The organism is Rhodococcus sp. NPDC060084, assembly GCF_042730335.1.
GTDB lineage: Bacteria > Actinomycetota > Actinomycetes > Mycobacteriales > Mycobacteriaceae > Rhodococcus.
The window spans coordinates 1-13,134 of record NZ_JBHWWX010000065.1; the positions used below are offsets into that span (position 1 = coordinate 1).

The 13,134-nt window shown below is 66.6% G+C and carries 14 protein-coding genes; 6 read left to right on the forward strand and 8 right to left on the reverse strand.

Annotated features, from left to right (window positions below; genetic code table 11):
* Positions 1–79: 79 nt before the first annotated feature.
* From ACFWBU_RS20590 to ACFWBU_RS20610, 5 genes are read right to left on the reverse strand one after another with little or no spacing between them, the layout of a single operon-like run.
* Positions 80–1,285, reverse strand: a complete 1,206-nt coding sequence (locus ACFWBU_RS20590; RefSeq protein WP_296550103.1) for an ABC transporter substrate-binding protein — start codon at positions 1,283–1,285, stop codon at positions 80–82.
* A gap of 53 nt (positions 1,286–1,338) precedes the next feature.
* Entirely contained in the window at positions 1,339–2,445 is a 1,107-nt protein-coding gene (locus tag ACFWBU_RS20595; protein WP_169620265.1) for a branched-chain amino acid ABC transporter permease, read from the reverse strand.
* 2 nt (positions 2,446–2,447) lie between these two features.
* A complete protein-coding gene (locus tag ACFWBU_RS20600) occupies positions 2,448–3,326 on the reverse strand; it encodes a branched-chain amino acid ABC transporter permease (protein ID WP_169620264.1) in 879 nt (292 codons plus the stop codon).
* Positions 3,327–3,336: 10 nt separating this feature from the next.
* Positions 3,337–4,056 carry an ABC transporter ATP-binding protein gene (locus tag ACFWBU_RS20605; protein WP_378529104.1) on the reverse strand — a complete coding sequence of 240 codons (720 nt, stop codon included), beginning with the start codon at positions 4,054–4,056 and terminating at the stop codon, positions 3,337–3,339.
* Positions 4,053–4,856: an ABC transporter ATP-binding protein gene (locus ACFWBU_RS20610; protein WP_346765075.1), complete on the reverse strand. Its 804-nt coding sequence runs from the start codon at positions 4,854–4,856 to the stop codon at positions 4,053–4,055. The genes ACFWBU_RS20605 and ACFWBU_RS20610 overlap by 4 nt, the downstream gene beginning before the upstream one ends.
* A gap of 148 nt (positions 4,857–5,004) precedes the next feature.
* Between ACFWBU_RS20610 and ACFWBU_RS20615 the strand changes: the two genes are divergently transcribed.
* The gene (locus ACFWBU_RS20615; protein WP_296550095.1) at positions 5,005–5,778 is read left to right on the forward strand and encodes an SDR family oxidoreductase; all 774 of its coding nucleotides are present in this window, start codon (positions 5,005–5,007) and stop codon (positions 5,776–5,778) included.
* Between the two features lie 100 nt (positions 5,779–5,878).
* Positions 5,879–6,487, forward strand: a complete 609-nt coding sequence (locus ACFWBU_RS20620) for a TetR/AcrR family transcriptional regulator (RefSeq protein ID WP_169620260.1) — start codon at positions 5,879–5,881, stop codon at positions 6,485–6,487.
* Positions 6,488–6,515: 28 nt separating this feature from the next.
* On the opposite strand, the gene ACFWBU_RS20625 is transcribed toward ACFWBU_RS20620, so the two are convergent.
* Positions 6,516–7,391 carry an SGNH/GDSL hydrolase family protein gene (locus tag ACFWBU_RS20625; protein WP_169620259.1) on the reverse strand — a complete coding sequence of 292 codons (876 nt, stop codon included), beginning with the start codon at positions 7,389–7,391 and terminating at the stop codon, positions 6,516–6,518.
* A 153-nt stretch (positions 7,392–7,544) separates the two neighbouring features.
* Here ACFWBU_RS20625 and ACFWBU_RS20630 point away from each other — a divergent pair, with 153 nt between their 5' ends.
* Positions 7,545–8,507: an endonuclease/exonuclease/phosphatase family protein gene (locus tag ACFWBU_RS20630; protein ID WP_378529105.1), complete on the forward strand. Its 963-nt coding sequence runs from the start codon at positions 7,545–7,547 to the stop codon at positions 8,505–8,507.
* Positions 8,508–8,604: 97 nt separating this feature from the next.
* On the opposite strand, the gene ACFWBU_RS20635 is transcribed toward ACFWBU_RS20630, so the two are convergent.
* The gene (locus ACFWBU_RS20635) at positions 8,605–9,753 is read right to left on the reverse strand and encodes a thiolase family protein (RefSeq protein ID WP_169620257.1); all 1,149 of its coding nucleotides are present in this window, start codon (positions 9,751–9,753) and stop codon (positions 8,605–8,607) included.
* Between the two features lie 34 nt (positions 9,754–9,787).
* Positions 9,788–10,207 (reverse strand): Zn-ribbon domain-containing OB-fold protein, encoded by a 420-nt coding sequence (locus ACFWBU_RS20640; protein WP_169620256.1) that lies wholly within the window; start codon positions 10,205–10,207, stop codon positions 9,788–9,790.
* 227 nt (positions 10,208–10,434) lie between these two features.
* Between ACFWBU_RS20640 and ACFWBU_RS20645 the strand changes: the two genes are divergently transcribed.
* The 3 genes from ACFWBU_RS20645 to ACFWBU_RS20655 all read left to right on the forward strand — a co-directional run bounded on the left by ACFWBU_RS20645 (position 10,435) and on the right by ACFWBU_RS20655 (position 13,036).
* Positions 10,435–11,562, forward strand: coding sequence for an NDMA-dependent alcohol dehydrogenase (locus ACFWBU_RS20645; protein ID WP_169620255.1), 1,128 nt, complete (start codon positions 10,435–10,437; stop codon positions 11,560–11,562).
* 34 nt (positions 11,563–11,596) lie between these two features.
* Entirely contained in the window at positions 11,597–12,409 is an 813-nt protein-coding gene (locus ACFWBU_RS20650) for a serine hydrolase (RefSeq protein WP_169620254.1), read from the forward strand.
* A 120-nt stretch (positions 12,410–12,529) separates the two neighbouring features.
* Positions 12,530–13,036, forward strand: coding sequence for a DUF3145 domain-containing protein (locus tag ACFWBU_RS20655; protein ID WP_169620253.1), 507 nt, complete (start codon positions 12,530–12,532; stop codon positions 13,034–13,036).
* Positions 13,037–13,134: the final 98 nt, after the last annotated feature.

Genomic DNA, 13,134 nt, shown 5'->3' on the forward strand with positions numbered 1-13,134 from the left:
GGCCGGGCATCCTCGTACGCTGCCCGGCCGACGCCGTCTGGGGGGGTGTCGGCAGCCGCGGCTCGACTGCCGGTGTTCGCTATTCCGCTCGGTACTCCACGACCGGATCGCCGAGAGCGTCGGTGGTGGTGTACGCGGGGCCGAAGTACTCCTGGACACCGTTGGTGACCTGGTTGACCCGTGCGCCCCCGGCACCGGAGTGATCGTCCTCGGAGAACCGGAACGGCACGAGGTTCGGGCCCGTGAAGTCGCTCGACCGGACGGCCTCGACGATCGATTCGCGGGTGGGATTCTCACCCGCTGCTTCGAGCGCCTGAACGAACGTGTGCGCCATCGACATCCCGTAGACGACGTTGCCGTCGAACTCGGCGTCGTTGTTGTACTTGGTGTTGATCTCCCGGAACTTGGTGGTCCACTCGTCGTCTTGGCTGAAGTGCGACGGCAGGTAATTGGTGCTGAGCAATCCTTCCGCGAGCGGGGCTGCGTCACCGAGGGTCTTGGACAGGGTCAGGTAATCGCCACCGACCGAGGCGGTGGTCCACTGCGGCCGGAATCCGAGTCGGCCCGCGGTGCCGATCGCGAGGGCGGTGAAGCCGGGAATCGTTGCGAGCATGACGACCTCGCAACCCGCGGCCTGGAGCGCACCGATCTGCGGAGCGACGTTGGTATTGCTGGTGGCGTAGAACTGCTTCTCGACCACCGCGTCGGCACCGACGATCTGCTCGACTCCCGCCAGGTAGTCGCCACCCAGGTCGTCGTCCTGCCCGAGGGTGCACACCTTCTTGCCGGGGAGGTTGTCCTTCACGTACTGAGCCATGATCTTGGCTTCGACGGTGTAGTCGGCGTTGAATCCGAACGTGTTCGGGTATTTGTCGGGCTGGTTCCAGATCCGCGAACCGGACGCGACGAACAGGTCGGGAACATTATTGGTGTTGAGGAAGTCGAGCACACCGGAATGGGTGGGTGTCCCGAGACCGCCGAGCAGCGCGAACACGCGGTCTTGCAGCACCAGTTCGCGCACGACCTGCTGGGTGTTGGACGGGTTGTAGCCGTCGTCGAGTGCCTTGTACTCGATGGTGCGGCCGTTGACGCCGCCTTGTTCGTTGACGTAGTCGAAGTACGCCTGGGTGGCGGGAGGGATCTTCGAGTAACCGGCGGCGGCCGGCCCGGTCAGTGGCATGTGGGTGCCGACCAGCACCGAGGTGTCGGTGACACCGGTGGTGTCTCCTTCACCGGAGGCCCCTGTCGACGCGGTGCTGCCGCTGCCGCACGCGGCAAGCGTCACGGCCGTCGTCGCAACGAGAGCGACGAGGGAAAGTTTTTGTCGCCGACCTGTTTTCATATGCTGGCCTCTGCTTTCGGTGGGGTGGAGACGGAAGTGGAATCGGGACCGCGCCCGTGTCGTGGCTTACCGGTGCGCGGCCGGAGACGGCGGACTGCTGCGCTGAACAGACCTTGGAGGCCGGCGGGCGCGAGCATCACGATGAGGATGACGGCGACGCCGAAGACCGCGATCGCGAGGTTGCCGTCCAGACGTTCGGCGAGGGACGGGGACAGTTCGAGCGTGTCGGTGAGGGCGGCTACGAGTGCGGGGAGCACGACCAGAAGCACCGCGCCCCATACGGCGCCGAGAAGAGAGCCGAGCCCGCCGATCACCACGCCCATCAGCAGGAACAGGGAGAAGGTGACACCGAACGCGCCCGGGGACGCGCTCTGGGAGACCATGGCGAGGACACCGCCGCCGAGGCCGGCGGCACCGGCACTCACCACGAATGTGGTGATCTTGGTGCGGGCGACGTCGATACCCGCGAGGCGAGCGGCGATCTCGTCGTCGCGCACGGCCTGCATGCGGCGGCCGAAGTCTCCGGCAATGAGATTCGACAGCGCGAGCACAGTGAGGGCCGCGGCGACCACGGCGATCATGGCCTGCCACTGTTCGACGGTGAACGCCGCTGCGATGCTGCTCGGCGGTCCCTCCACATACGCCCACAGTCCTTGGTCGCCGCCGAGCACACTGGAGAACGTGGTGGTGATCGACGGGATCACGACGACCAGCGCGAGCGTCAAGCCCGCCAGGTAGGGGCCGTGAAGCCGTGCGGCGGCAGCCCCGACGACGATCCCGACGACGGAGGTCACGAGCACGGCAGCGACGAGCGGCACGAGCAGCACCGAAATCCCGGTGACCCCGGCGTCGCCCATCGCGTTGGAGGTCAGCGCGAACGAGTATGCCCCGCACGCCATCAGCGCTCCGTGCCCCAGCGAGAGCTGACCGTTGCGGCCGATGAGCACTGTCAGCCCGGCTGTCGCGCACAGATAGGCCGCGATGGTCGCCAACTGGTAGTTCCGGAAGGGGGGCAGTACGAAGATGATCGCGATGACGGCGACGGCGATACCGGCCACCACCGCGGCGCGCACGGCAAACGAATCGAAGCGGGAAGTGTGCATGGTCAGACCTGCCTGGCGGCGACGCCGGAGAAAATGCCTTGGGGCCGCAGCAGAAGCACCGCCAGCAGCATCAGAAGTACCGCGATCGGCGCGATGCTTCCACTGAGGTAGCCGCTGACGAAACTCAGCAGCAACCCTGTCGCGAGCCCGCCGAGCACCGCGCCCACGGGGCTGTCCAAACCGCCGATCACCGCTGCGGTGAAGGCGAAGATGAACACGAGATCCACTGCGTGCGGGTTGAGCCCGAGTTCGGTGGGTACGACGAGCAGGGCCGCGAGCCCGCCGACTGCGCCGGCCAGAGCCCACCCGAGGGTGAGCATCGCCGAGACCTTCACCCCGAGCAGTCGCGAGACGTCCGGAGCGAACGCCGAGGCCCGCATCTTCAGGCCGAGATCGGTACGGGTGAACAGCAGGGCGAGGCCGATGACCACGACACCCACCGCAGCGAAGACGAACACGTCGTACGGAGACAGCAGCGGAACCGTCCCGACCCGCAGCGGGTCGCGGCTGAACGGCAACTGCATGGGACGGAAGTCGTTGCCGTAGATCATGCCGAGTACGGCGTGGATCACCATCACGAGGCCCAGCGCGACGATCACCGCGGCCAGTGGGCGGCTGTGGTCGAGGCGGCGGATCAGCACTCGCTCGACGAGGGCACCCAGGAGGAAGCCGCTCACGACGGCGGCGAGCAGTCCGTACCAGTACGAACCGGTCGCCGACGTCACCGAATAGGCGATGTAGGTGGTGGCCGCAGCCATCGCGCCCTGCGCGAAGTTGATCACGCGGGTACCGCGCCAGATCAGCACGAGCGCGAGTGCGAACGCTGCGAAGACGGCACCGCGCGCGAGACCGTCCACGGTGAGAAACAGGAATCTGTCCATCGGTTGCTCCTCAGAAGCCCAGGTACGCGGTGCGGAAGTCGCTGTCCATGACGAGTTCCGCGGCCGAGGTGGCGACGACGACGCGGCCCAGTGCCAGCACGATCGCCTGGTCGGCGATCGGAAGCGCACTGTGCACGTTCTGCTCGACGAGGACCACCGTCAGGCCGGTGCGGTCCCGCAGGTCGCGCAGGACCGACATGATCAGGTCGACGATGCGCGGCGCGAGACCGAGCGAGGGTTCGTCGAGCAGGAGCAGCGAGGGCCGCGCGACCAGGGCCCGGCCGATCGCGAGCATCTGCCGTTCGCCGCCGGAGAGTTGATGGCCGCTGCTGGTCCGGCGCCGGGCGAGGGGCTCGAACATCTCGTACATCTCGGCAATGGCGCGAGTGGTGTCGGCGCGGTCCTTGCGCCACAGTCCGCCGAGACGCAGATTTTCCTCGACGGTCAGTTCGCTGATCACGCCGCGCCCTTCGGGTACGTGGGCAACCCCGTGGTGCACGAGTTTCTCCGTCGGGACACCGAGCACGGACGTCCCCGACACGCTGATCGAACCCTGGACCGCCGGCAGCATTCCCGACAGTGCGCGCAGCAAGGTTGTTTTCCCGGCGCCGTTGGCGCCGACGACAGCGGCGATGGTGCCGGACGGGACGTCGAAGCTCACCTCGTGCAGGACCGGTACGGGACCGTATCCGCCGGTGAGGTTTTCGATCCGGAGCAACGGAGCGGTCACGCTGCCTCTTTTCCGCCGAGGTAGGCCGCCGCGACCAGCGGATCGGCACGGATCTCGTCGGGGGTCCCCGCGGCGATCACCTTGCCGAAGTCGAGCACGACGATGTGGTCGCACACCGACATGATCAGGTCGACGTTGTGTTCGACGAGCATCACCGAACGCGATCCGTCGCCGCGCGAAGGCAGTTGGCGGATCAGAGTCCCCAACTCTTCGATGTCGCTGCTGTCGAGACCGCCTGCCGGTTCGTCGAGAAGAAGCAATGTGGGATCGGAGATCAGAGCGCGCGCGAGCGCGACCTTCTTGGCGACCGCGTAGGGGAGTGCCGGCGGGAGTGCCTGTGCGTACTCTCCGATCCCGAACTCGTCGAGCAGTGTCGCGGCGGAACTGCGGGCGGCGAGCTGGGTGCGGGCGCCGTACGGCAACCCGAGCAGGCTGGTGACGAACGACGCGCGGTGCGACACCGACGCTCCTGCGGCGACATTTTCGAGAACGGTGAGCCCACCGAAGAGCCCGAGTCCCTGCAGGGTGCGCGCCACTCCATGCCGGACGAGGCGGTGCGGGGCGGGGCGTACCGGCCGGCCGTCGAGGGTCAGTGTCCCGGCGTGCGGGCGCAGGAACCCGCAGACGACGTTGAACAACGTCGTCTTGCCTGCGCCGTTCGGTCCCATGACGCCGACGACCGAGCCGGCCGGCACCTGGAGCGACACGTTCTCGAGTGCGACGAGGCCACCGAAACGGACTTCGATGCCCTCGAGACGGAGGCGGTCCGGAGGTTCACTCGGGGTAACGATTGATTGCACAGCGGGTGCACTTTCTCTCGGGCCTTCTCCGGCCTTTCGGGCGTTCTGCCGGGTCTCGGTGAGATCGACGTCACTTTTCAGCGACAGGTTACAACACTCCGAGTGTATGTTCCTACTGTCCGGAGGGATCGTTTTCGAGAGAGGAGTCGTGACGGTGGTCGTACCCATCGCCGGGACCCCGGGCCGGCTCGAGGGCCGGGTCGCGGTAGTGACCGGGAGCAGCCGGGGAATCGGATTCGGAATTGCCGAACGTCTCGTGGCGGAGGGCGCACGGGTGGTGCTCACGGCGCGCTCGCCGGAGCCTCTCGCCGAGGCGGTCACAGCACTGGGAACCGATGTCGCGTGCGGCGTGGCCGGCAAGGTGCACGATTCCGCGCATAGGGACGACACGATCGCCACGGCCGTCGACCGCTTCGGCAGAGTCGACATCCTCGTCAACAACGCCGGCACCAACCCCGTCTACGGGCCCCTGTCCGATCTCGACCTCGACGCTGCCCGCAAGATCCTCGAGGTGAACGTGCTCGGTGCCCTCTCGTGGACGCAGCGCTTCGCCAAGGCGGCCACCGAAGGTGGTGCGGTCGTGAATATCTCGTCGGTGTCCTCGTTCTCCCACGCGCCGGGAATCGCGTTCTACGGCGTCAGCAAGGCGGCGCTCAACCAGCTCACCCGGTCTCTCGCCGCCGAACTCGGACCGACCATCCGCGTCAACGCCGTCGCACCCGCCGTCGTGAAGACGCGGTTCGCGGCCGCGCTCTACGAGGGACGGGAAGAGCAGGTTGCGGCGCGATATCCGATGCGACGGCTCGGTGTGCCGTCGGATGTGGCGTCGGCGGTCGCGTACCTCGTGTCGGACGATGCCTCCTGGGTCACCGGCCAGGTCTTGTCGGTGGACGGTGGCGGGCTCACGGTCCCGTCCGCATGAGAGTCGGTGCGCACCGCTTCGTGCGGCCGGCAAGCACCCTCGTAGGCACTGGCAGAATGCAGCACAGCAGTACACGAACGACGCAAGTGAGGAATCGGTAGTGACCAGCACCTCGGACGGGCGGACCGCACGCGGGGAGCGCACCCGGCGCGCCGTGATCGACGCGCATATCGCCCTGATCGAGGCGGGAGAACTCAAGCCCACCGGCGCGCAGATCGCGGAGCACGCGGGTATTTCCCTGCGCTCGCTGTGGGCCAACTTCAGCGATCTGGAAACGCTGTTCGGAACCACCGGTGCCGAACTGCTCAGTCGCCAGGACGCGATGTTCGTACCGGTGCCGCCCGACCTCGATCTTCCGCAGCGGGTGGACAAATTCTGCGCGCAGCGCGCGAGACTGCTCGAGTTCATTGCTCCGTACGCGCGGGCGGCAGGGTTGCGGGAGCCGTACTCGCGGGAACTCCGGACCAATCGGCTGCGGCACATCGGGCGCGTGACGGACGAAATCGAGGCGCTGTTCGCCCGAGAACTGTCGCCTCTTCCGTCGGCGCGTCGTACGCAGGCGGTCCAGGCGCTCGGAATCGCCAGTACGTGGGCGTCGTGGTCGGTGCTGCGCGACGAATACGGCCTCGCCGTTCCCGACGCCACAGCCGTGATGCGCCAGACGGTCGCCGCTCTTCTGGCCGCTGCCGTGCACGCCTCTCTCGGCTAGTGCGGCACACGCGGGCGGCGCGTCGGTGTCACTTCAGCAGAGACGCCACAACCTGATCCGCCGCATTGCGATGCCCGGCGGCGTTGGGATGCAGCGGGATCGCTTCGGCGACGGGCGACAAGCCTTCCATCCACCTGGTGTCGGGATCGGCGCACACATCGTGCCCGACCGTCGATCCGGTCAGATCGACGAACTCGGCACCCGATTCCTGCACCTGCTGACGCATGGCACTGTTCAACCGGTCCAGCTTGTTCTGGAGATAGGTCGCGTCCTCGGGCCACAACCGCTGCTCCGGGAAACACCCGCCGTCGCGGACAGCCGTGGGATAGCCGACGAAGACGATCTTCGCATCCGGTGAGCGTTGCCGGATCTCCGCGGTGATCGTTTTGTAGCGGGGGACGAAGGCGTCGATCGCGGCGTCGACGCGGTCGGCGCCACCGGCGGTGTTCGTCGCCGCGCAGGACTGCCCATTGGGGGGTGGCAGCAGATTGATGCAGCCCGCGGCGAGTTGGACGAGTCCGATGTCGTTGCCGCCGATGCCCACGGTCACCAGGTCGGTGTCCGGCGTCAGCGCCTCGTACTGGGGTGGGACACCCACGCCGCGGAACGTCGCCTGGGATTCCGTCAGATGGCCGCTGACCGCACCTCCGCACGAGACGTCGACGAAACGAGAGACATTGAGTACCTCTGCGACCAGGGTCGGATAGTTGCTGGCCGACCGTCCGCACTCCTCCGACACCGTGGGCGGAATACCGGGACCGGAGGTGAACGAATCCCCGAGCGCAACATACGAATCGTAGAGCGGGGTGGCCGACGCGGGCTGGGATGCGGGTATCCAGGTGACCAAAACGGCTGTGGTGGCGATGGATCCGAGGATTCCAGCGAGAGCGATGCCTGTGCGCACGGGACGACTCCGGTGTTGTCGGCTGTCGCTGGTATCGGCGACGTGTCTCGATGATGATCCGGCGGGGTCGCGGCGCTGTCAAGAGATTCCCGTCCGGCAGCCGAGCACAACCCGGCATCACGGCACGAACACCGTCGTGCTTGTCTGTCGGATGTGACGACGACGTGGGTGCGCGCGGCAATCGGAGTGGGTGCATGGGTCGCAACCTCGATCGGTGCGACCGGGATCGCGTTGCATGTCAGCCCGTCGTCGGCGCGAGTTCTCGTCCTCGCCGCGTCGGGCGCGCCCTATCTGATGGTGTGCGCGCTGTTCGGTGTCCTGGCGTTCTCGGCTCTCGGGAACCGGGCCGGAGTGGCGGTCGCGGGCCTGGTCGTCGTGGGTGCGGCGGCGACCCAAGCGCCGCTCTACATCGGTGACGCGGACCCCGCTGAAGGCCCTGTGGTGCACGTGATGCAGACGAACATCCTCTTCGGAGGGGTGGACGCCGCTGCCGTGGTGACCGAGGTACGCGACCGGAACATCGGACTGCTCACGGTCGACGAACTCTCGCCGGAGGCACTGGAGGCACTGGAGGCAGCGGGTCTCGGCACAGTGCTGCCTCACCGGCATCTCTCGCCCGGGCCGGCCGCGAACGGAACGGGGATCTGGAGCGCCTACCCGCTGTCCGACACCGTCGAGTACGACGGGTTCGTGATGAGCCAGGTCTCCGCGACGGCGGAGATTCCGGGCGCCGGGCCGGTCGGCGTCTACGCCTTCCATCCCGTGCCGCCCGTCGTCGGCACGGACGTGTGGGCCGACGAACTGTCCCGACTGCACGACATTCTCGAGCAGGAACCCGGGACACGCCCGGCTGTCGTGGGCGCCGATTTCAATGCGACATACGATCATTCGCAATTCCGGGTATTACTGTCGGGCCGCTTCGGCGATGCCACCGATCAGGTGGGTGCGGGGCATCTGCGCACCTACCCCACCGACAAAGGGATCCCGCCCGTGGTCGGCATCGACCACATTCTCGTCGCAGGTGGATCGGCGACCGAGGTGGAGACGGTGAGTGTGCCGGGATCGGACCATCGTGCGGTGGTCGCGCAACTGCGCCTCGACGGCGTGCCCGAATAAGCCGCGCGGGCTTCGAGGGAACGAAAAAAGAGGCGGCGCCGCTGTGGCGGCGTCGCCTCCTTTCCGGCTGCGAACAGCAGTTACGTAGCGCGCACGATCAGAGGGACAGGATCGACGCGGCGGCCGTTCCGGGGGCACCGTAGACCTGGGCCAGTCCGACCTTGGGCTCTCCGGGCACCTGGCGATCGCCCGCCTGGCCGCGGAGCTGCACGACGAGCTCATGCACCTGGCGAATGCCGGACGCGCCGATCGGCTCGCCGTTTGCGATGAGACCACCGTCGGTGTTCACGGGCAGCGAACCGCCGATCTCGGTGGCGCCCTCCGCGATCAGCTTTTCCTGGTCACCGTCGGCGCACAGCCCGGTTTCGGCCATGTGGATGACCTCCGCACCGGCGTCGGTGTCCTGCAACTGCGCGATGTCGACGTCCTCGGGTCCGATGCCGGCCGCCTCGTAGGCTGCCTTCGCGGCGTACACGGTCGGAGAGACGTCCTCGTCCACTGCTGCCCACGTTGCGTGCACCTCGTAGGCGCCGTACGTGCGGGTACGAATCGCGGTGGAACGCAGGTACACCGGCTTGTTCTCCGTGTACTTCGATGCCAGATCGCCGCGGCACATGATGACTGCCGCAGCGCCTTCGTCGGGAGCACAGAACATCTTGGCGGTGAGCGGGTAGTTCAGCATGGGTGATTCGAGGATCTCCTCGACGCTGAATTCGGTGCGCCGGAATGCCTTCGGGTTCAGTCCGCCGTTGCGGTAGTTCTTGGCGGCGACCCGGGCGAGCGTCTCGTGGGAGATGTTGTGCTCGAGGGTGTAGCGGTTGGCCTTCATGCCGAAGAACTTCGTGGTGACGAACTGGCCGTTCTCGGCGTACCACGCCGGCAGACCGAGCATGGCGGGGTCGGCGGTGAACGCACCGCGCGGGTGCTTGTCGGTGCCGACGGCGATGCCGATGTCGTACTTTCCGGACCGGATGCCGTCCGCGGTCTGTTCGATCGCACTCGCGGAGGTGGCGCACGCGTTGAACACGTTGGTGAAGGGGATGCCGGTCAGGCCCACCAGCCGGGTCACGGCGTCGGTGTTGTCGACCTCGTAGCTACCGCCGATACCGAACTGGATGTCTCGCCACGCCACACCCGAATCTTCGAGTGCGAGCTGAATTGCGTCGGCCGCCATCTCGATGGCCGACTTGGTGCCGAATCTGCCGAACGGGTGAAGGCCCACACCGATGATGGCAACGTCGTTCATAGTTTCAAGGACTCCTCGATCGGGTGTGTGCTGGTCAGATCGGCTCGAACGCCCACGTGACGATTTCGGTCCCGTCCTCGTCGACGTAGAACGGCACGAACGTGAGTTCGAGCTCCATGCCGGGCCGCAGCTCGGCGGGATCCGACTCGGTCAGCCGCGCCTCGACCCGCACGACATCGCCGAGCTGGACGAGGCCGAACGTGAACGGTGTGAAGGTGGCGGCGGTTTCGTTGCCGGCGTACGGCTGCTTCGGGACGAATCCCTGTGTCGTCCAGGCGACCAGGGTTCCGCGCCGGGGGAGCAGCAGTTCCGACACGTTCGCTCCGCTGCACCGCGGGCACCGCGGTTGCTGCGGCCAGGTGGTGGCGGCGCAGTCGGCGCAGTGGCTGCCGACGAGTTGGGGGTCCTCCGCCGGCCAGGTCGAAACGTCGGGCGCGAGCGCCTTCGTCGTCATAGGTCATCCTCCGTTGTTCGGTGCCGCCGCCCCGTGTCCCGAGGACTGCGGCCATGACAATCACGCTAGACAGAAATTGCATTCTCCACAATGAGAGCACCATATCCGACGCCGGGTCGCGGGCGGAGCGCGCCATGCGCGCGGAAAGCTTTATAGAACCTGTTCCAATTACGGAGGAATGTGGTTATCGTCACGTGCACAACTTGCAATGCGATGGAGGGCGTCAGATGAAGACCAAGGGTGCAGTGCTGTGGGGGCTCGACGAAGCGTGGTCGGTCGAGGACATCGAGCTCGGCGATCCCGTGGCGGGTGAAGTCCAGATCCGCATGGAAGCCGCCGGCATGTGCCACTCCGACCACCACATCGTCACCGGTGCGACGCCCATGCCGTCCTTCCCGGTCATGGGCGGGCACGAGGGATCCGGCGTCATCACGAAGGTCGGCGACGGTGTCGTCGGTTTCGAGGTCGGCGACCACGTCGTGCTGTCCTTCATTCCCGCGTGTGGACGATGCCCGTCGTGTGCGAGCGGACACTCGAACCTGTGCGATCTGGGCGCCGGACTCCTCAGCGGTCAGGCGATCTCCGACGGCAGCTACCGGATCCAGGCGCGCGGCCAGAACGTCATCCCGATGTGCCTGCTCGGGACGTTCTCCCCGTACATGACCGTGAATCAGAGCCAGGTCGTCAAGATCGACAAGGATGTGCCGTTCGAGCTCGCCGCCCTGGTGGGTTGCGGCGTTCCGACGGGCTGGGGTTCGGCTACGCACATCGCCGACGTCAAGCCGGGCGATTCGGTCGCGATCATCGGTGTCGGCGGCGTAGGTATGAGCGCGCTGCAGGGCGCGGTCGCGTCCGGTGCCCGCTACGTCTTCGCGATCGATCCGGTGCCGTGGAAGCGTGAGCAGGCCATGAAGTTCGGTGCCACCCACACCTACGCGTCGATCGAGGAAGCGATCGTGCCGATCATGGAGGTCACCTGGGGACGTATGTGCCAGGAGACGATCATCACCGTCGGTGAGATGAAGGGTGACCTGGTCGACCCGGCGCTGACGCTCACCGCGAAGGGCGGCAAGTGTGTCGTCACGGCCATGGGCTTCATGTCGGACATGGACGTCAAGCTGAACTCGTTCCTGTTCTCCATGCTGCAGAAGGATCTCAAGGGCAACATCTTCGGTGGCTGCAACGCCCGCGTCGACATCCCCCAGTTGCTGGACCTCTACAAGTCCGGTCAGCTCAACCTCGCGGACATGGTGACCCGCACGTACACGCTCGAACAGATCAACGACGGATACCGGGACATGCTCGACGGCAAGAACATCCGTGGCGTGATCCGCTACACAGAAGCCGACTGGTGACCTTGCTGCGCCCACCATCTCGTACCCTGGGTCGGTGCGCAGTCTCGAAGTGATATCCGAATGGCCCGTCGACCATGCCGCCGCCGCTGTCGTCACTCGCGACGGCGGCGTGGTTGCGTCCACCGGAGATCAGCGGGCGGTGTACTCGCTGGCCTCGGTGACCAAACCCCTCGTCGCATACGCGGCTCTCGTGGCGATCGAGGAAGGGGCCATCGAACTCGATCAGCCCGCAGGCCCGCCCGGATCGACGGTGCGGCACCTGCTCGCCCACGCGTCGGGGCTGGCGTTCGGAGAGCGCACCGTCGCAGCCGAACCCGGGCGCAAGCGCATCTACTCGAGTGCGGGCTTCGAGGTTCTCGGTGAGTTGATCGCCACCGAGAGCGATATCGCGTTCCCGGACTACGTGACCCAGGCGGTGTTCGAGCCTCTCGGGATGGGCGACTCGAGCCTGCCCGGTCCGGCGGGCCACGGAGGCCGTTCGTCGGCCGCGGACCTTGCCGTGTTCGCGGGGGAGTTGCTGGCCCCGACACTCGTCTCCGACGTGCTGTTCGGTGAGGCGACCGACGTGCAGTTTCCGGGGCTGAACGGATTGGTGCCCGGATACGGAATGTTCAAGCCCAACGATTGGGGGTTGGGTTTCGAAATCCGCGGCGAGAAGAATCCGCACTGGACCGGCACAAAGAATTCTTCCCGTACATTCGGGCATTTCGGCCAATCGGGGACATTTCTCTGGGTAGATCCCGAATTCGGCGCGGCATCTGTGGTACTTACCGATAGGGACTTCGGAGACTGGGCAAAACCGCTCTGGCCTGCGCTGAGTGACTCGGTAATCGCTGAACTCACATAAACCTCTTTCGTTTCCTGGCGAAACACTGGCAACAGGAGCACACTTGTTCCCAGTCGCATGGAGAAACCTTCGCGCAGAGGCCGTTGGGGAAGACGTCCTCGTCGAACCGGAGGTGTATCTATGCGCGTATCCAATCAGTTCGCGGATGTGACGACCGGGGTGATCTATATCCACTCTTCGCCCGCCGCGGTCTGTCCACATATCGAATGGGCGCTGGCTGCCACGCTGAGCAGTCGCCCGGAACTGACCTGGATCGGTCAGCCCGCCGACGTGGGCGTGCTGCGGACCTCCATCGACTGGGTCGGTCCGGTCGGCACCGCCGGCCGCCTCGCGGAGGCTCTGAGTGTGTGGCCGATGCTGCGCTTCGAGATCACCGAGAATCCTAGCGAGGGTGTCGACGGCGAGCGCTACAGCTACGTTCCCCGGCTGGGACTGTGGCGGGGGTGCGCCAGCGCGAACGGCGACGTCGTCGTCGGAGAGATGCGTCTGCGCGCCATCCTGGCCTCGTCCGACGCCGCCGCCGAAATCCACCGGGCGCTGGGGACGGCATGGGACGACGAACTCGAGCCCTATCGCAGCGGTGCCGAGGGCGCCGAGGTGACGTGGCTCCGGCGCGACGTCGGCTGAGCGGTACCGTGCCTTCGACCTGACACCTCCTGCACCTCTCCGCTACGACGCCGGCGCCGCCACCCATGTGCTGCGCGGACTCGGCGCCTACGCGGGAG